Genomic DNA, 18,725 nt, shown 5'->3' with positions numbered 1-18,725 from the left:
GAGTAGTGGTCCGCGCCCCACGCCCAGACGGTGCCGTCGGAGCGCAGTGCCAGCGAGTGGACCACCCCCGCCGACACGGCGACCACCCCGCTCAGCCCCAGCACCTGGACCGGGCTGGAGCGGTTGAACGAGGTGCCATCCCCGAGGATGCCGGAGCCGTTCCACCCCCAGGCCCAGACGGTGCCGTCCGAGCGCAGCGCCAGCGTGTGGGCGTAGCCCGCGGAGATGGCCACCACCCCGCTCAGCCCCGGCACCGGGAGGGGCGTGTCGCTCGGGGTGGTGGAGCCGTTGCCGAGCTGCCCCCAGTAGTTCTCTCCCCAGGCCTGGACGGTGCCGTCCGTGCCCAGCACCACGGTGTGGGTGCTCCCCGGAGCGACGGCCGCCGCGCCGCTCACGCCGGGCACCGGTTCGGGGAAGGAGCGGTCCGCCGGGGTCCCCGTCCCCTGCTTCCATCCCCAGGCCCAGACGGTGCCGTCCGAACGCAGCGCCAGGGAGCGGCCGGTGTTCGCGTAGAGGGCCACCACCGCGTCCAGGTCCGGGAGCCGGAAGGGCGTGAGGTGGTAGGGAACCTCGCCGGTTCCGAGCTGACCGTACTCATTGGAGCCCCAGCTCCAGAGCTCGCCGTCCGCGCCCTGGGCCAGCACGTGGAGGTCGCCCCCGGCAAGGGCCCGCACATCGCTCAACCCCGGCACCTGCGTGGGGGTGGTGCGGTCGGCCTCGGTGCCGTCTCCCAGCTCGCCCCGGGAGTTGTCGCCCCAGGCCCAGACAGTGCCGTCGGAGCGCAGCGCCAGCGAGTAGCTGTCGCCCGCGAGGATCGTCGTCGCGCCGCTCAGGCCCGTCACGCGCGTGGGCACGGCCCGAGAGGTGGTGGTGCCATCCCCCAGCGCGCCGTCGGCGTTGTCACCCCAGGCCCAGACCGTGCCGTCCGTGAGCCGGGCCAGCGAGTGGATGCTGCCCGCGGAGACCTCCGCCACGCCGCTCAGGGTGGTCAGCCGCTTGGGAAGCAGCCGGTTGGTCCGGGTGCCGTCCCCCAGCTGCCGCGAGGAGTTGTCGCCCCAGACCCAGACAGTGCCGTCGGAGCGCAGCGCCACCGAGTGGGCGTCCCCCGTGGAGAGCGCGGTGACGTTGATCAAGCTCAACACCTGCGAGGGGTCGACGGTGTTGGTCGTCGAGTTGTTGCCGAGCTGTCCGCTCGCGTTGTCGCCCCAGGCCCAGACGGTGCCGTCGGAGCGCAGCGCGGAGGAGTGGTAGTAGCCCACGGAGATGGCCACGACGCCGCTCAGGAAGCGCACCTGCGTCGGCGTGAGGCGGTCCACGAAGGTGCCGTCGCCCAGCTGGCCCCGGAAGTTCGAGCCCCAGGCCCAAACGGTGCCGTCGGCCCGGAGCGCCAGGGCGTGGGAGGAGCCCATGGAGACGGCGACCACGTCACTCAGGCCTGGCACCTGGACGGGAACGCGGTGGGTGGTGGTGGTGCCATCCCCGAGCTGGCCGTAGAGGTTCTCCCCCCAGGCCCAGACGGTGCCGTCCGGCTTCACGACCAGGGAGGAGCTCCCGCCCGCGGAGAAGCGCAGGACGCCGGAGCCGGCACCGATGAGCCCGGGCGTCGTGCGCGGGGTGAGCTGTCCGTCGCCCAGCTGGCCCTGGGCGTTGTCACCCCACGTCCAGAGGGCGCCGTCCGTCCGCTGCGCCAGCGAGTGGGAGGCCCCCGCTCCAAGCGCGAGGACCCCGCTCAAGCCCGTCACCGGGACCGGCGTGGACCGCGTGCTGGTCGTGCCGTCCCCCAGGGGGCCGGAGGCGTTGTGGCCCCAGGCCCAGACGGTGCCGTCCGAGCGCAGCGCCAGCGAGTGCGCGCTCCCCGCCGCCAGCGCCGTCACCTCCGAGAGGGTGGTCTGCTTCACCGCCTTCAGGCGCTTGTTGTTGACGGTGCCGAGGCCCAGCTGGCCCTGGGTGTTGTCGCCCCACACCCAGACGGAGCCGTCCGCGCGCAGCGCCAGCGAGTGACGCCCGCCCCCCGTCAGCGCGACGACGGTGCTCAGGCCCAGAACCTGGACGGGCGCGCTCCGGTTGACGGTGGTGTTGTCCCCGAGCTGGCCCTCGGTGTTCCGGCCCCAGGCCCAGACGGTGCCATCGGAGCGCAGCGCAATCCCGTGCGTGTCGCCCGCGGCGATGGAGACCACCCCGGTGAGCGTGGGGACGGGCGCGGGGAGGGTCCGGTCGGCGGAGGTACCGTCGCCCAGCTGGCCGAAGGCGTTGGCCCCCCAGGTCCAGACGGTCCCGTCCTCGCGCAGGGCGAGCGAGAACTCCAGACCGCTGGCCAGGTGCACCACGCCCGTCAGGCCCTGCACCGGGACCGGCGTGGACCGTGGGCTGTTCGTACCGTCGCCCAGCTGGCCATGGAGGTTGTCGCCCCAGGCCCGGACCGTGCCGTCGGCGCGCAACGCCAGGGAGTGCTGGCCTCCCGCGGCCACGGCCTTCACGGTCCCCAGCCCCGGAACGGGCCCCGGGAGGGCGCGCCCGGTCGCGGTGCCGTCACCCAGCTGGCCCTGGGCGTTGTCGCCCCAGGCCCAGACATTGCCGGTCGGGGTGAGGCTCAAGGAGTGGCGTGCGCCCCCGGCCACCCGCGCCGGCCGGGCCCGCACATCCAGGGGCGAGGTCGACTGTGCGGGCGTCCCGGCGGCAGGGGGAGCTTCCAGGTCGCAGGCTGGCAGCAGCGCCAATCCCAGCAGCAGCTGCGTCAGCAAAAGAGTCATTTTCATGGCTGGCCATGAAGACCCGGATTCGACAGGGAATCAAGGGGTGGCGTCTGTCATTCCTGGAGACGCGGGAGCGCCATCGCCACCAAGGCCTGTGCTTCAGCCCAGCAGACAGTGGAGGCTGAGGTCCAACTGGCTGCGCACCAGGCCCAGGAGGCTCTTCAGCGAGGGCGTCTGGCCTCAGCCGGGTGGCCAGCTCCGGATGAAGGTGAACCCGCGGATCAAGACCGCGAGCCTCATCCGAGACGAACGCCTGAAACCTTCCCGGGACCGTCTGGAGTGGGGCTGGAGGGCCCGCGTGGAATGACATGTCATGGGCGCTTCGGGTAGTGTCGCGTCCGAGCTGTCGGGCCGGCGAAACGCGAGCGCACCATGAGCGATCTCCCCCCGAAGCACGCCCCGTCGTCTCCTCCCATGCCGTCCGAGCCCGCAGCGCCGGAGCGCCGCCGCAGGGGACGGGTGCTCCTGGCCGCCTCCGCGGCCGGCGCGGCCCTGTCGATGGCCGCATGCGACCCCTTCATGACCACCAACCCGGCGCCCTGCATCTACGACGGTGGCTTCTACGACGACGATTGTGACCCGAGCAACGGCACGAACGAGGACCGGGACAAGCCCTCCGACGCGGGCCCCGACGCCGGGGCGGATGCCGGGTCCATCCTGGTGCCGTAGGGCATGCGAGCCATGACCTCCGAACTCTTTGAAATCGACCTGACGGACGGCCCAGCGCTGACCCTGCACGAGCGGGCCACGGGGGACATCGCCCAGCGCTATCCCTGGGACTCGATGGATCCGTCCTGCTACCCGCCGCTGCTCGTGGAGCGGGCCCGGCACTCCTGGACCCTGCGCGCGCTCAACGAGTTCGGAAGCGCCACGGTCATGGGGCAGCTCGTGCAGGTGCTGGGCGAAGCGCGCGTCCCGCTGGACCTGTGGAGCCTCGCGGCGCGTTTTCCCGCGGAGGAGATCCACCATGTGGAGCTGTGCGCACGGATGGCGATGAGCCTGGGCGGAGGCACCCCGCTCACGTACGACCCAGGGGCCTTCGCCGTGGCGTTCGACCCGTCGCTCACCTTCCTCCAGCGCGCCAACGAGCTCATCGTCCGGGAGTGCTGCGTGGGGGAGACGCTTTCCTTCGCGCTGCTGTCAGGCTGCCTGCGCGCGACGACGCATCCCCTGACGCGGGCCGTGCTCACGACGCTCGTGCAGGAGGAGGCCCTGCACGGGCGGCTCGGGTACCTGTATCTGGATTGGATTGCCCCGGAGCTGGGGCCCGCGGAGAAGGAGCGGCTGGGGCGCATCGCCCGGCAGACGCTGGATGCCCAGGCGCCGCTCTGGGAGAAGCTTCGCAGCACCACGAAGGACGGCGTCACGCGCGAGGGCTTCCTCCTGGAGCACGTGAACGCGCTGGGCTGGATGGAGTCCCAGGACTACATCGCGGTGACCCACGAAACCGTGGAGGCCCAGGTGAAGGCGCCGCTCCTGCGCCACGGCATCCGCGTCCCCTGAAGTGGCGGGCGCGGGCCCCCAGGCGCTGCACGGCCTCTCCACCGTCCCGGGCGAAGCCGTGCGCCTTCCCGCACCTAGACCCTGGAGGCCGCGGCCTCCAGCGCCGCGAGGATGACGGGGAGGTCCGCCTCCGCCGTGCGCCAGTTGGAGAAGGCCGCGCGCAGGCCGGGGCGGTCGGCGTACTGCGTGGGGGTGAAGTGTACGCGCCCGTCGGCCTGCAGCGCCGCGAGGAGGCGGTCGCGCCGCGCGGCGTCCCCCGAGCGCAGCGCGAAGCAGGCGATGTTCAGCATCACCGGGGCGAGCAGCTCGTAGTGCGGGGACGCCGCGAGCCCCTCCCCCAGGCCGCGGGCGAGCGCGCAGCTGCGCTCGACGAGGGCGCGGTGCCCGTCGCGGCCGTAGGCCATGAGCGTCATCCACGCGGGCAGCGCCCGGAAGCGGCGCGAGTTCTCCGGCGTGCGGTGCAGCAGGTCCGGCCCCTTGCCAAGGTAGGCGGCCACCGCCCGGAAGACGCTCTCCTGCCGCGCGAGGTGGCGCGTGAAGACGATGCCGGAGTCGTAGGGGACGTTGAGCCACTTGTGCCCGTCGGCCGCGACCGAGTCCGCGTGCTCGAGCCCCCGCAGCAGGTGCGCGTGCGCCGGGCTGCAGGCCGCGAAGATGCCGAAGGCGCCGTCCACGTGCAGCCAGGCCCCGTGGCGGCGGCACGACTGCCCCACCGCCTCGAGGTCGTCGAAGTCCCCGGTGTTCACCTCCCCCGCACTCGCGAGCACGATGGCCGGGGCACCGCCGAGTGCCTCGAGCCGAGCCTCGAGCGCCTTCGGATCCATGACGGGGCGGCCCGGAAGACTGGGGATGGCCTGCACCGCGCGCCGCCCCATGCCGAGGATGGAGAGCGCCTTGAGCACGCTCGCGTGCGGGGCGCTGCCCAGCACCGCGACCCGCGGCAGCCCCCACAGCCCCTCCTCGCTCACGTCGTGGCCCAGGCGCTCCAGCGCCCACTGCCGCGCGGTGGCCAGCGAGACGAGGTTCGCCGCCGTCGCGCCGCTCACGAAGGCGCCCTCGAAGTCCTCGGGCAGGCCGAAGAGGGAGCGCAGAAGTCCCAGCGCCTCGCGCTCCACGCTGGTGGCGAGCGAGTCGCCGCTGTTGCTCAGGTTCTGGTCGTACGCGGAGACGAGCCAGTCGCCCACGAGCGCCGCGGGGGTGGTGCCGCCGGTGACGAAGCCGAGGTAGCGCGGCCCCGCGGAGCCGGAGAGCCCGGCCTCGTAGCGGCGGCGGAAGAGCGCGAGCGCGTCCTCGGCGCCGAGGCCCGCGTCGGGCAGCCCGAGCGGCGCGGGCGGCTCGGGCCGAATGCCCGCGGGGCGCTCGGGCAGCGTGGTGAGGAACTCGAGGGCGCTCGCGCGGGCCTGCTCGAGCAGGTCCGGGAGCCGGGAGAGGTCACGGGAGAGGAGGTCGCTCATGGTCACCAGGGTCCCCGCCCCCCTTGGGAGACGGAAGACCGCGCATCATGCGTCAGCCCCTGGAGAACGCGCGAGCCCTCATCGACCCACGTGCGCCTACGGCAGGCAGTACGAAGTCGGGTACTCGCACTTGTACGGAGTCTGCCAATACCAGGCCCCGTAGATGCAGATCTGCTGCTGGAACTTCGTGGCCGTCTGGGTGCAGCAGCCGTTTTGCACGTACCGGGTCGAGTAGTTCGTACAGGCGGAGGCGGTCACGGTGCCGCTCTCGGTCTCGACCGGGACGAGCTCATCCATGTTCACGGTCGAGGGGTCCACCAGTCCCGTGGTCCCCTCGTGCGAGATGGCGGTGTCGGGAGAGGGCTCCGACGCGGAGTCGGTGCCGCAGCCAGCAAGCCCGAACACGGCACACGAGAGAGCGATAAGGGCGAAGGAATGAGAGGTCTTCATGGCAGGGATCCTGGGTTGGGGGTGAGTACGCGATGGCAAGACATTACGGGGCCCGGGGGCCCCAGTGGAATCCGGTCCCATCGAGCGTGGCGCTCCACAGCTCATCCGACGACAGCCCCTCGAGGGTCGTGAAGCCCTGGGTGCCGAAGAGGAAGTCCCTCCACTCCTCTCCGTCGAAGCGAACAAGGTCGTCCGTGTCCAGGCGCGCGAAGACGGAGCCCTGTCCGAAGGACACCACGTCGAGGATGTCGGGCGAGACGCCCCCGTCCACGTAGATGGGGTACGCGGGCTTCGTGCTCCAGGAGCCCGCCGCACGCTCCAGGAACAGCCCCTGGTCTCCGGCCGCGTAGGCGAGGCCCGGCGCCACGACATGCACGGTGTGCAGGGCGAGCTGCCCTCCGGAGGGCGGCGGCAGCGTCTCCCGCAGCCACGGGCCTCCGTCCGCGTTGACGTGGTACGCGACGGGCAGCTCGCCCGTGGAGCCCACGGTGATGAGCGTTCTCGGGTCGAGGCCGTGGATGGAGCGGAGGTCCGCGTCCACGTGCGCCATCCGCACCGGCTCCGCCGGGTAGTCCCAGCGGAGGATGTCCCCGGTCTCACTCACCGCGTAGAGCGTCGTGCCTCCGTCCGACTCGAAGCCCACGAGGTCCTGGATGGCCGCCCCGCCCCCGTCGAAGGACGTCAGCGAGCAGGGCCCCCCGGCGGCCAGCGCCCGCGTGGCGAGCTGCCCCTCCCAGGAGCCCAGGAACACACGCCCGTCGCTCGGCCGCGCCCACGCGGTGGACCACGCCCCGTGGCAGTCGGTGAACGGCTCCACGTCGAACCCGCCGTCGGTCCCCTGTCGGACGTGGGCGAGCACGTCGTTGCTGTCGCTCACGAGCCAGGCCTGGTTGCGCGCATGGGGAGCCACGTCCCGGAAGCTCGCGCCCGTCAGCGTCCCGGTCGTCCGCCATTCGACGCCGTCACAGACGGGCGCCGGATCCTCCCGGCCGTCACAGTTGTTGTCCAGGAAGTCGCAGCGCTCCGCCACGCCCGGGGAGATGGAGACGGAGCGGTCATCACAGTCCGTGCCCCGGGTGCCGGTGCTCACAAAGCCATCACCGTCTTCATCCCGCGCGCTCAGCTTCAGCTCGACGGTGGCGGTCCCCTCCTCGGGAACCACCGCCTGATCCGACGCGGTGGCCACCTCCTGGACCGCGCACGAGCGCTCATAGGCGGAGGCCGTCACCTTCACGGTGTCACTCCACCCGGACCGGCGAATGAACCCCACCTCCGCCGTCCCCTCAAGCACGGGCAGCTCCAGGGTCCTGGAGCCATCCGCCGCGTCCACCAGTCGCAGCGTGACGCAGCCTGGACGGAAGCCGTCGTAGGTCAGCAGCACCCGGACCTGGCAGGGGTGGCTCGCGTCGCACCCGCTGGGGCGCTCCTCCTCGAGCTCCTCGATGTCCGGCACCGTGCAGGTGATGCAGAGCAGCCCGAGTCCCACGGCCACGGCGCGCATCATGGAGACACCTCCGTCCGCGGCGAGGGCGGACTGTCCGTGAGGAGCCAGGTGACGGCGGCTCCGGCGGCGGCGGTGACGGCCGCGCCCAGCAGGACGTTGGCCGCGAGCGACTGGCCCCGCGCGCTGTCCAGGTGCGCGGTCCGGTCGCTGTAGAAGACATCGTCGCGCGCGGCGTTCACGTTGCTCCGCGACTGGAGGCCCAGGTAGCCACCAACGCCACCGAGCACCACGCCCCCTCCCAGCAAGGCCAGCGGAAGCACGGGCAGGGAGCGCGTGGGGCGCACCTCCGCCTGCGCCGCGGACGGAACGAAGGCGGGCGGCGGAGGCTGCTCGGGCGGCGCGTCCGTCATCGCACGCGGGGCGTCCGGGGGCGGTCGGGGACTGCGTGCCAGGTCACGCTGCACGGTCCGGCGCACCTCCTCGAAGTCGCGTGACACCTTGGGTGACACCTTCACCGGAAGGTTTGCATCGGGCAGCAGCGACAGCCCTTCCTTGAAGGCGTCCAGTGCCTCCTGACGGCGTCCCAGGTCCGCGAGCACGAGGCCCCGGAAGGTGGCCACCCTGCCCCACTCCCTGTCGTCGCGCGCCACGGCCTTCGCCGCGTCGAGCTGCTCGAGGGCGCGCTCGTAGTCGAGCTCCTCGTAGGCGTGGGCTGCGGCGGACATCCGGGCCTGGAAGTCCGGGCCCGCGGAGGCCGCCGGCTGGCTCCAGGCGGGCGACACCAGCATCAGCGCGAGGCCGAGCACGATTCGCAGGTCCATGGGCGCGGAAGATACCACCCGACCTCCCGCCCCCGGATCGCCCTGAAGGGCTGTTTTGACACCACAGTGCGTTTGTCATTGGCACTGTAATCACTGTCCACTCAGCTAGAGTGCCTGGCCCATGAGAGTCCCGCTCGAGCTCCGCCGCGCCTACAAGCTGCTCAACCACGGCCCCACCACGCTCATCACGAGCGCCGCGAAGGGCCGCACCAACGTCATGGCCGCGGCCTGGGCCATGCCCATCGACTTCGAGCCGCCCAAGGTCGCCGTGGTCATCGCCGAGGGCACCTTCACCCACGAGCTGGTGACCGCCTCGGGAGAGTTCACCCTCTGCGTCCCCACGCGCGCGCAGTTGGAGCACGTGTACGTCGCGGGCTCGGCCTCCGGGCATGCCGAGGACAAGTGGGCGTCGTCGGGGCTGAAGGCGGTTCCCGCCTCCCGCGTGCAGGCGCCGCTCGTGGAGGGCTGCGTGGGATGGCTGGAGTGCCGCGTGCTTCCCGAGCCGGACGTCCAGCGCAAGTACGACCTGTTCATCGCCGAGGTCGTCGCGGCCTGGGTCGAGGACTCGGTGTGGAAGGACGGGGGGTGGGACTTCAGCGCCGGAGACGACTACCGCCCCATCCACCACCTGGCGGGCGGCGTGTTCTTCGCCACGGGCGAGCGGATGCAGGCGCGCAAGCCGTAGGGCGCGAAGAAGGAGCCGGGCCTCAGAGCTTGAGCTCCCAGGTCTGGCTCACCAGCCGCTTGCCGAAGCTCTCATGCGGCTCGGAGTCGACGAGCTGGAAGCCGGCCGCCTCGTAGATGCGGCGCGCGGAGACGAGCACGTCGTTCGTCCACAGCGTGAGCTTGCGGTAGCCCGCCTGGCGCGCGAAGCGGATGCACTCCTCCACGAGCCGGGCGCCGATACCGTGGCCGCGGGCGCTCGACTCCACGAGCAGCAGCCGCAGCTTCGCCACCGTGTCGCTCTTGCGCACGACGAACACCGAGCCCACCGGCGCCCCGTCCAGCTCGGCAATCCAGCAGCGCTCGCGCTTCGGGTCATGCCCCTTTCCGAAGTCCGCCACGATGCTGGCCACCAGCGCCTCGAAGCGCTCGTCCCAGCCGTACTCCTGCGCGTAGAGCGCGCCGTGGCGCTGCACCACCCATCCCAGGTCACCGGGCTGCGGCGGGCGCAGGATGAAGGGCGCGCGGCGCAGGGGTGCGGGCCGCAGGAGCCCCTCGATGGTCCCCATCGCCTCCACCAGCCGCGTGCGCTCGGCCGGCGCGAGCCGTCCGAGCAGCTCGCCCACCTCGTGCGAGGAGCGCGCGTTGATGGCCGCGAAGGCCTGCTGGCCCTTGCGCGTGAGGGCGAGGAGGCTGCGGCGCGCGTCCTCCTGGGAGCGCTCCTTGCGCAAGAGCCCCTTCTGCTCGAAGCCGCGCAGGATGCGGCTGAGGTAGCCCGCATCCAGCCCCAGCTCCTTGCCCAGCTCCACGGCGGACGTGCGCTCACGCTGCGCGAGTTCGTAGAGGACGCGTCCCTCGGAGAGCGAGAAGGGGCTGCCCAGCAGTTGCCGCTGAAGCACCCCCATGTGCTGCGTGTAGAAGCGGGTGAAGCGGCGGACGGACTCGACGGGCGACGGTGACGACATGCTTGCTATCGTCAACTGAATTGATTGACGGAGTCAAACACCTCCGTTGATCGCCGCGCTCCTCGCTGTCCATCGAGGCCTGCTCCTTGCGCTCCTTCGCACTGCCGTCAGAAGCGCACGGCGAAGAGAGGAATGGAGGGGTGGGTCTGCCACCGCCGGGTGCGCAGGCCGTCGCGGCGGGCCTGGAGCTCGCGCAGCTCCTCCTCCCGCAGGGTGCGCTCCTGGATGAGCGCGTCGCGCTGGTCCTTCCGGGCATGGGCCGCCCGCGAACCTCCGGTGAAGCCGCCGATGATGAGCCCCACCCCCGCCGCGCCAGGCAGCGCGAAGACCAGGCCCACGGTCACGAGCGCGTCCCCGGTGTTTCCCGCCGTGTCCAGGCCCGCGGCGAAGACGGGAATGCCGATGAGCAGCAGCGGCGCGAGGATGAAGCCGATGATGGTCATGACCTTGTAGCCCGCGGGGCGGCCCAGGCGGATGGAGCGGATCTGCCCATCGAGCAGGCTCACCTGCTGCGCCAGCTCCTCGATGCGCGCGTCCAGGCCCTCGTCCGTGCCCAGCTGCTGCGTGTCCTGCGCCTCCCGGTCCGGAAACGGCGCCGTGGGAAAGAGCTCCGGCTCCGACCCCGTGGGCGCCTGCGCCACGAGCAGCCGCGCGGACAGAGGTCGCCCATTGAAGGACGGCGCGGGCGACACCAGGGACAAGGAGGAAGCGGTGGGAAGCGAGGCCAGCAGGACGGCGGCGACCAGGGACAGCATGGCAGGCGATCCTTTCGCGAGCGCGACGGAAGGACGAACCTACCATCGCGCTCCTCGGGAATGATTCATCGGGCGCACGGTTCCGCCCCGCTCGCCCTCCGTCTCCAAGGGGGCTCGGATTGAAGCCCGATTCCGCCACATGGTAGGACGCGGGTGGCCGCTCTCCTCGACGGAACACCATGGAATCCCCCGGAGCTGGACGGCCTCGTCGGCGATTGAAGCGGATCCTCGCGGGCGCGCTGCTCGGGCTCGTCGCGCTCGTCGTGCTGGTGCTCGCCGCCGGGGTGGTCGTGCTGCACCACCTGGACCAGCCCTGGCTGAAGCAGCGCATCGTCTCCCGGGTGGAAGCGGAGACGGGCCTGCGGCTGGACTACCAGGCCGCCCGCGTCGCGGTGCTCACGGGGTTGTACCTGGAAGCGCTGGTGGTGCGGACCCCGTCGCCGTTCGAGGGTGCCGCGCCGGAGCTGCTGCGCGTCGGGACGCTGGAGGTGCACTGGTCGCCGGGTGCCCTGCTGAGCCGGACTCCCCGCGTGGAGCGGGTGGTGGCGCGGGACGTGGCCTTCACCCAGGTGGCCGATGACGCGGGCCCCACGTCCCTCGATGCGGTGACGGGACCGGAGGCCCCCGAGCCGACGCCCCCCAAAGCCCCCCTCGGAGCCTCGCGGCAGGCCGCGGACTTCCTGGCCTCCGCCCCGCCGTTCGGGAGGATTGAACTGTCGGGCGTGTCGGTGGGCTACGTCCGCGTCCGGAACGGAGCCGTGGTCGACCGCTGGTCCCTGCGCGGGCTCGCGGCCGTGGTGGAAGCGAGACGTCACGACGGGGCATGGAAGCTCTTCGCGGAGCTGGGCCAGCCCGGAAGGCCCCTGCCGCTCGTGCTGGGCCGTGAAGGTCCTGCCACGCCGCCGGCCCTGGCCGAGCTGGCGCTGGCCCTCTCGGCGGAGGTAGGTGCCTCCGCCGCACGCGCACAGGTGGACCTCGACGTCACACGGCAGACGTTCGATCCCCGGTTCGCCGTCAGCACGCTGCTGCACGGCGCGGTATCTGCGAAGTTCGAGAGCGAGCAGCAGCACATCGCCGTCGACCTGGACCGCACCCGACTGACCGACAGCGCCGAAGTGCAGGCCCAGTTGGTGCTCCCGGATGCGGCGGAGCTTCCGCCCATCCTGATCCGGGCCCTGGCGGACGTGGATCTCGAAAGGCTGTCGCAGGCGATTCCCGCGGACCTGCGTCCCTTCTCCCTCGAGCGCGGCAAGGTGCACCTGGACGCCCAGGACGTCACGCTCAGCGCCATGCCCCAACTGGGGGCCCGGGGCAGGCTCGGGCTGGAGGTGGAGGTCGCGGCGCTCCAGCGCCTCCAGGACACGCTCCGGCTGTCACTCCGCGCAGGACGCATCACCCTGACGGCGACCCCGGATCCCCAGCAGGGGCTCACCGCCCGGCTTGCCTTCGCGCTCCAGGGGCTGGAGGTCCAGGGGCCCACCGCGCTCCGCATCCCCATGGCCTCCGGTGAACTGAAGGGTCACCAGTTGCGGCCCGACCTCGCCTCCCCCCTCCAGGTCGCCGGGGACGTGGACCTGTCTGGGAAGGTGGAGGCCCTGGACGTCCGCGCCTCCGGGCTCCAGGTGATGGCGGAGCAGTTGGGACTCCATCTCCAGGCGCCCCTCGCGAGCAAACCGCCCTTCACGCTGAAGGCAGACATGCCCGTGGGCACGCTCCAGGTCGTCACGGCGGAGGGACGCGAGCTGCTGAAGGGCCCGGTGGACGTGAAGCTCCACGTGTCGGAGGCGTACCCCGAATGGGAGGAGCCCCGCCTCAGCCGCGCCCGCGCCCGCCTGAAGGTCGACATCGACACGCTGCACGCGTCTGTCGAAGCCACCAAGGGGACCGACGACGTCGCCTACACGCTCGACGTCCAGACCCCGGACCTCGTCGCCGCCCGCCCCTTCATCCCGGACTCCGTCGCCGCGCATGTTCCCTGGAAGGGATTGGGTGTGCTCCTGGCGTCCAAGGGCAGGCTGACGGCGCTCTTCTCCGCCTCGCCCCGGCTGGAGCACCAGACGGAGCTGCGCTTGCAGCGGCCAGGCTGGGACGATGTGACGGCGCACGAAGCCATCCTCGTGCTGCGCTCCCAGGGCGATGCCTGGCGGCACCAGGGCGAGCTGGACCTCCAGCTCGAAGGGCTGCGCATCGGCGACAGCGACGCGGGCCCCCAGCATCAGCGCCTCACGCTGGACCTCGACCGCCGCAAGCCGTCACTGCGACTGGGACTCACCGGCCACGCGGGGCTGAAGGCCAACGTCGACGCCGCGCTGGCCTTCGACCGCAAGGCCCGGGCGCTTCGCGTGGATGTGAAGGGCGACCTTCCACCGCTAGGTCCCCTCTCGCCCCTCCTGGCCCGGGCCGGGGTCCCCAGGGAGGTGGATCCGTCAAAGCTGTCCTTCAATGGCGAACTCCACGGCACGCTCTTCGGCGTGCTCACGGGCATCGCCGCGGACGGGACCCCGCGCCTGACTCCCAATCCGCTGCGCACCGGCGCCTTCGAGGGAACCGCGGTGGTGGACGGACGCGGTCTCCGCTGGAGACAGGATGCCCTGTCCATCCACCTCCCCGAGGCGCACTGGCAGGCCGAGTCACATGTCGACGGGCCCCGTCGCCGCGTCCACAGCCACCTGACGGCGGAGAAGCTCTCCGTGGGCCTGAGCGACCGCCGGTTGTCATTCGCAGGCCTGTCGAGCGACACCACCGTCAACTTCACCGACAAGCTGGAAGCGGCGGAGATGGAAGGCAGCCACCAGATCAAGGTCCGCACCCTCGAACAGAATCCGGCGCTGCCCTACCCCGCCCAGGACCTGGAGGCGTCGTTCACCGTCCGCCACCAACCCCACGGCATCGTCCACGTCCCCGACCTGAAGCTGATCAACCCGGGGACCGGGACCGAGCTCAAGGTGCAGGGGCGGCTCGACCTCAGCGATGGCCGGCGCCGGCTGGCCTTCCGGGGGGAGCTGGAGCAGGACCTGTCGCGGCTCGCGCAAGCAGGCCGCATCGAGAGCAGCGGCAAGGTCTCCGTGGACTTCCGGGTGTCATCACCCGACCTCGTGATCTTCCGGACCCTCTCCCACCTGGTCTTCCAGAACGTGAACCTGCGGCTGCCCGAATCCGGCATCGCGGTCGAGACGCTCGATGGCGACGTGCCGCTGGCGGAGAACGTGGAGTTCAGCGAAGGCCAGGTGCAGCTCCTGAGCGACATCGACGTCAATCCCTATTCAATGCTTCGCTTCGCCGACCAGCATCCCCTGTTCTCGGGCAGCAGCTTCGTGTCGGTGGGACGCATCACCACGCCGCGCTTCACCATCGCGCCCCTGGCCGGCAACCTGTCCATCAACCAGAACGTGGTGTCCATGAGCCAGTTGGAGATGGGCGTCCGGGGCGGGCGCATCACCGGCCAGTGCCTGCTGAACTGGCAGGGAAGGCACTCCACGCTGGAGGCCCACGTGCGGGCGACGGGCGTGAAGTCGTCCCGGGGCGAGCCCTTCGACGGCAATGCCGCCGTGGTCATCTCCGCCAGGGATCGCAGCGTCAACGGGCGTGCGGAGATCCTGCGCATCGGCAACCGGCACCTGCTGGACCTGCTGGACCTGGAGGATCCGCGCCACGTGGACCCCGCCACCAACCGCGTCCGCTACGCGTTGGGCCTGGGCTACCCGGAGCACGTGCGGGTGAGCTTCAATCACGGCTTCGGCAGCCTGAGCATCACCATGGGCGGCCTGGCCAGGCTGGTCAGCATCGATGAGATCCGCGGCATCCCCCTGGGCCCCCTCGTCGACCGGATGCTCCTCCCCCTGACTCCTCCCGAGGCCACGCCATGAAACACCGCGGGTTGCTGCTCCTTGCCACCCTCGCCGCGCCCGGCTGCATCCGCGCTCCGGAGATCGTCATGGTCGACCGCGCGACGGCGCTCGAGGAGCAGGCCTCGGGTTCGTTCAAGGACGTGGAGCAGCGGCTGGCCCGCGCGGGCATGAGCCCCACGCCAGTGCCGCTCACGCCCAACCAACTGGAGGATCTGGGCATCCAGCCCACGCCGCTCGTCGAGAACCTCGGCAAGACGCCGGCGGACCGCGTCGACGACCTGCTGCGGCGCCACTGCGTGGGCGAGGGCCGGGATGGGCTGCTGGTGGTCACCCGGCGCCAGTGTCAGGCCGGGCGCATGTCCTCCGACGACGTCGCGCTGGTGGAGCGGGTGAACCGCGGCCGGATGCAATTGTGGCAGTGGATGCGGACGGTCCGCCCGGGCGTGCCTGAAGCAACGCTGCGGCAGGGCTGGCAGCAGGCGCACGCGGAAGGGGTGGTCTGCGGCGGCTGGGTGGAAGCGGGTGACGGCACCTGGGGAGAGAAGAAGTGCTGACACCCGGTGGCCGGTGGTGCGTGGCCCTGGCCGTGCTCATCGCGGGCGCGGCCCTGGCCCAGGAGGAGGACAACGACGGAGGCCTGCGCACGCTCTCGCGGCTCACCGTGGGCGTGGGGGACCAGTTCCTGGGACAGTTGGGGCCGGACGGAAACACGCTGCTCTTCGTGTCCAACCGCAACATCGCGACCGAGATCTACGTCCAGGACCTGGAGCAGGGCCGCGAGCGCCGCCTCTTCGATGAGGGCGCGGACGTGACGTGGCCGCGCATCAGCCCTGATGGCAAGCACCTGCTCTACATCTCGTTCCGCACCCAGGCCAGCGGACAGCTGTGCGTGAGGGACCTGCCGGCTGCCGAGGAGCGCCGCTGCCTGGAGGAAGAGACCAGCGCGCTGCAGGCGGAGTGGATCGACGCCTCGCACATCGCGCTGGTGAGCCGCGCGACCATCCAGGGAGACCTGCGCCTGTCACGGGTCGCGGTGGAGCGCGAGTGGAGCGTGAGCCCGCTGCTCGAGCGCAACCTGACCAGCCCCACCCTCTCTCCCGATGGACGCTGGCTGGTGTACGTCCCCATCGAGCGCTCCGTGCGGCAGGTGGGCCCGGGCTTCGCCGCGCGCGCCGCGCCCCACCTGGAGGCCCTCCGGCTGGACCGTCCCGGCGCGGCCCCCATCCCGCTGGCACTCGACCTCCCGGGGCAGACCGGGCAGCCGGTGTTCGCACGCGATGGGCGGTCGCTGTACGTGGTGCAGTTCTTCACCGACTCCAACGCGGACGGCGTGATTGACGCCAGCGACAGCGGGGTGTTGTTCCGGGTGCCCTTCGCGTCCGAGCGCGAGGATGCGCCCGAGCGGGCCGCGGCCTCCAGCCCGGATCAGCTCACCAACGAGACCTGGAGCTGCCAGTACCCGGCGCCAGCAGCCACGACCCTCATCGCGACCTGTTCGCGCGACCATTCGCTGGATGTGTATCAACTGCCGCTGGACGGCCTGGTCCCCAGCGACTGGGACGTGCCGCGCCTCAGTGAAGAGCTGAAGATGGTGGGGCGGCGCGCGGACCTGCTCCTGCTCTACCGTCAGCGCCTGCTGCGCGAAGCACGGCCCAAGCCCCGCCGGCTGCTGATGATGCGCCTGAGCCTGCTCCACCTGGCGTTCGAGGACTTCGGCACGGCGGCCTTCTACGCCCGCCACATGTCCGCCGTGGAGGACCCCGCCACCCGGGGCCTGTCGGAGCCGCTGCGGATCCTCATCGACCACCGGCGGGACATGAAGGAGCGCGAGCGCGGCCGCATGGTGGACGAGCTGAACGAAGCCGAACGGCAACGCATGGCCGCGTTGGATCCGGCAGGCGCGCCCAGCCCGCCCTCCGCCGTCTTCCAGCACGTCGTGCGCAGTGAGCTGGCGCAGGCCGCGGGTGACTTCACCCAGGCGCGCCAGGAGCTGGAGGCGGCCCAGGTGACGGACACCACGCCGCGCGCGGTGCTGGAGGCGTGGTTCGATCGAGCGGACGCGCTGTACCGGGCGCTCGACGACCGGGAGGCCCTGCTCGACGCCGGCCGCAGGCTGTCCACGAACAAGGTCTTCCGTGACGACGACCAGCTCGACTTCGCCCGCGCCGCCGTCCGCGCGCTGTACCGGGGACGCCCCTACGCCGAGGCGGATGCCGCGATGGCCCAGGCGCTCGGGACGGCGCCCGCCGGTTCCGCGCTGGCGTTCGCCCTGGAGCTGGGCCGGCACGTCAATGCGTTGCACGAAGAGCGCCCGCCCCGCCCCGTCCGGGATGCGCTGATGGCGTTCTACCATCAGCAGACGGACCCGCTCCGTCGGCGTGCGCTGGTGCAGGACGCCGTCGAGCGCGCGGCGGGCCTGGGCGCGGATGGAGTGCTGGAGGCCCTGGCGACGGCCTACGTCGAGGACGCCCCGGCTGGCACCGAGGAGGGCCGCCGCGCGGAGCGGCTGTTCCGCCGCACGATGATGGGCCGCGCCTACCGCCGGTTGGGCAGGCAGCGCCAGGACGAGGCCCGTGCCGACTTCGACCTCGTGACGCGGCGGACGGGTTCGCTGGAGAGCGCCGTCGAATCCATGAGCCTGCGCCTGCGTGCCGGCGTCAGCCCGGAGGTCGTGGAGCAGGAGGTCACCACCACCGCCGCGAAGATGCGCGGGCCGCTCGCGCACTTCGTGAAGGCGTATCTCCTGGCGCGCCAGTTGCCGAAGCTGGAGGACGGCGCCCATGCGCAGGCGGTGGCGGCGGCCGTGAAGGAGCTGCGCGCGGCCTGGCCGGAGCTCAAGAACCAGCGCGCGGCACGGGCCCTGTATGGCGCCATCCAGCACGAGGACTTCCTCCGCGGTCACGATCCCGCCGCCGCCGAGCGCGCCAACCGGCACTACCTGGTCGCCCTGGATCTGGTGCGCAACAACGTCCGCTACAAGGCGATGATCCTCGGCGCGTTGGGGCTGCTGCACACGCAGGTGGGCAACTTCCACATCGCCCTGGGCTACCTGGATCAACGGGACGCGTATCCCTACGTGGACAACGCGGCGGGGGTGGCGGTGTCGTTGGCCCGCGCCCGGGCGCTGCTGCACGTCGGCCGGGAGGCGGAGTCCGCGCAGGCGGCGGATCAGGCTCTGGCCCTGGTGGACGCCGCGCCGAAGCTGGCCCGGTTCGCCCCCCTGGCCCTGGATCGCGCGGCGCTCTACAACCTCGCGGCGGGCCGGTTCGAGCGGGCGCTGGCGCTCTACGGCCGCGAGCTGCCCGCCGTGGAGGCAGGCCCCCGCGACACGGAGGGGCTGCGCAACCGGCTGGTGGTGCGCCTGTCCCGCAGCGCCGCCGCGTTGGGCGCGGGTCAGCCCCAGCGGGCGTTGGAGGACCTGGATCAGGTGGAGCGCGACCTGGCGCTCCCCGCCGTGCGGGCCACGCTGAACCAGGCGCGGGCCACGCCCCGGCAGGTCCAGCGCGCCTACCGCATCATCGCCGCGGGCCTGCGCGCCAACGCGGAGACGCGGCTCGGGCACCTGGACGCCGCGGCCCGCGCGCTCGAGCAGCGGCGCGCGCTGTTCCTGGAGCAGTTCGACGAGACGGACCGCGACGAGGACATCCGCGCGGCGACGCTGGCGGAGCTGCGGCTGGCCGAGAACGCCGTGGACCGCCAGGACCCGGCGCGGGCGGCCCAATGGTTGGGCACGGCGCTGGAGCACGCCGACGCGCTGAGGGAGCGCACCCACGCACCGGTCGATGCCAATCAGTTGGATGTGCTCTGGTTCGCGGCGCAGCTGCACGCACAAGGCAGCACGCGGCTGCCCTTCGACGTGCCCCAGCGCCTGGGCCAGGCGCGGCGCACCCTCATCGAGCAGCGCGACCCCGTCTGGCGCGCCTATCGGGCGTGGTTCGACATCTACCTGGCGCTCGGCGTAACGCAGGGGCCCACGCCGGCTGCGGGGGAAACTCCGGCTCAGGCCCCCTTGGCCCGATGAGCTTGGAGCAGTCCTCTCACAGAGGCCCCGCCCGCCACCGCCAGGCTT

General features: G+C 71.9%; 13 protein-coding genes. 6 read left to right on the top strand and 7 right to left on the bottom strand.

Annotation, left to right across the window (positions count from 1 at the left end; genetic code table 11):
* Positions 1 to 2,756: RCC1 domain-containing protein (locus D7V93_RS01435; protein WP_147450994.1), on the bottom strand; the 2,756-nt coding region annotated here is incomplete at its 3' end.
* Positions 2,757 to 3,125: 369 nt separating this feature from the next.
* On the opposite strand from D7V93_RS01435, the gene D7V93_RS01430 reads away from it, so the two are divergent.
* On the top strand, positions 3,126 to 3,422 hold the full coding sequence (locus D7V93_RS01430; RefSeq protein ID WP_120641609.1) for a hypothetical protein: 297 nt from the start codon (positions 3,126 to 3,128) through the stop codon (positions 3,420 to 3,422).
* Positions 3,423 to 3,434: 12 nt separating this feature from the next.
* Entirely contained in the window at positions 3,435 to 4,256 is an 822-nt protein-coding gene (locus D7V93_RS01425; protein ID WP_120641614.1) for a ferritin family protein, read from the top strand.
* 74 nt (positions 4,257 to 4,330) lie between these two features.
* On the opposite strand, the gene D7V93_RS01420 is transcribed toward D7V93_RS01425, so the two are convergent.
* The 4 genes from D7V93_RS01420 to D7V93_RS01405 form a co-directional block, all read right to left on the bottom strand.
* A complete protein-coding gene (locus tag D7V93_RS01420; protein WP_120641613.1) occupies positions 4,331 to 5,710 on the bottom strand; it encodes a pyridoxal phosphate-dependent decarboxylase family protein in 1,380 nt (459 codons plus the stop codon).
* Positions 5,711 to 5,806: 96 nt separating this feature from the next.
* Complete coding sequence (locus D7V93_RS01415) at positions 5,807 to 6,160, bottom strand: hypothetical protein (protein WP_120641608.1); 354 nt, start codon at positions 6,158 to 6,160, stop codon at positions 5,807 to 5,809.
* A 43-nt stretch (positions 6,161 to 6,203) separates the two neighbouring features.
* On the bottom strand, positions 6,204 to 7,664 hold the full coding sequence (locus tag D7V93_RS01410; RefSeq protein ID WP_120641607.1) for a putative metal-binding motif-containing protein: 1,461 nt from the start codon (positions 7,662 to 7,664) through the stop codon (positions 6,204 to 6,206).
* Positions 7,661 to 8,425, bottom strand: coding sequence for a YfgM family protein (locus tag D7V93_RS01405; protein WP_120641606.1), 765 nt, complete (start codon positions 8,423 to 8,425; stop codon positions 7,661 to 7,663). The genes D7V93_RS01410 and D7V93_RS01405 overlap by 4 nt, the downstream gene beginning before the upstream one ends.
* A 121-nt stretch (positions 8,426 to 8,546) precedes the next feature.
* Here D7V93_RS01405 and D7V93_RS01400 point away from each other — a divergent pair, with 121 nt between their 5' ends.
* On the top strand, positions 8,547 to 9,110 hold the full coding sequence (locus D7V93_RS01400) for a flavin reductase family protein (RefSeq protein ID WP_120641605.1): 564 nt from the start codon (positions 8,547 to 8,549) through the stop codon (positions 9,108 to 9,110).
* Positions 9,111 to 9,132: 22 nt separating this feature from the next.
* Here the strand turns inward: D7V93_RS01400 and D7V93_RS01395 are convergent, their stop codons facing one another.
* Both D7V93_RS01395 and D7V93_RS01390 read right to left on the bottom strand, forming a co-directional pair.
* A complete protein-coding gene (locus D7V93_RS01395) occupies positions 9,133 to 10,053 on the bottom strand; it encodes a bifunctional helix-turn-helix transcriptional regulator/GNAT family N-acetyltransferase (RefSeq protein WP_120641604.1) in 921 nt (306 codons plus the stop codon).
* Positions 10,054 to 10,160: 107 nt separating this feature from the next.
* Positions 10,161 to 10,808, bottom strand: coding sequence for a hypothetical protein (locus tag D7V93_RS01390; RefSeq protein WP_120641603.1), 648 nt, complete (start codon positions 10,806 to 10,808; stop codon positions 10,161 to 10,163).
* A 179-nt stretch (positions 10,809 to 10,987) separates the two neighbouring features.
* On the opposite strand from D7V93_RS01390, the gene D7V93_RS01385 reads away from it, so the two are divergent.
* From D7V93_RS01385 to D7V93_RS01375, 3 genes are read left to right on the top strand one after another with little or no spacing between them, the layout of a single operon-like run.
* Positions 10,988 to 14,674: an AsmA family protein gene (locus tag D7V93_RS01385; RefSeq protein ID WP_120641602.1), complete on the top strand. Its 3,687-nt coding sequence runs from the start codon at positions 10,988 to 10,990 to the stop codon at positions 14,672 to 14,674.
* The gene (locus D7V93_RS01380) at positions 14,671 to 15,210 is read left to right on the top strand and encodes a DUF1318 domain-containing protein (protein ID WP_120641601.1); all 540 of its coding nucleotides are present in this window, start codon (positions 14,671 to 14,673) and stop codon (positions 15,208 to 15,210) included. Before D7V93_RS01385 ends, D7V93_RS01380 begins: the two co-directional genes overlap by 4 nt.
* On the top strand, positions 15,204 to 18,677 hold the full coding sequence (locus tag D7V93_RS01375) for a TolB-like translocation protein (protein WP_120641600.1): 3,474 nt from the start codon (positions 15,204 to 15,206) through the stop codon (positions 18,675 to 18,677). Before D7V93_RS01380 ends, D7V93_RS01375 begins: the two co-directional genes overlap by 7 nt.
* The last annotated feature ends 48 nt before the right edge of the window (positions 18,678 to 18,725 follow it).

The organism is Corallococcus llansteffanensis (assembly GCF_003612055.1).
In the GTDB taxonomy this organism is placed as follows: Bacteria; Myxococcota; Myxococcia; order Myxococcales; family Myxococcaceae; genus Corallococcus; species Corallococcus llansteffanensis.
This window is presented reverse-complemented; position numbering and strand designations above follow the sequence as displayed.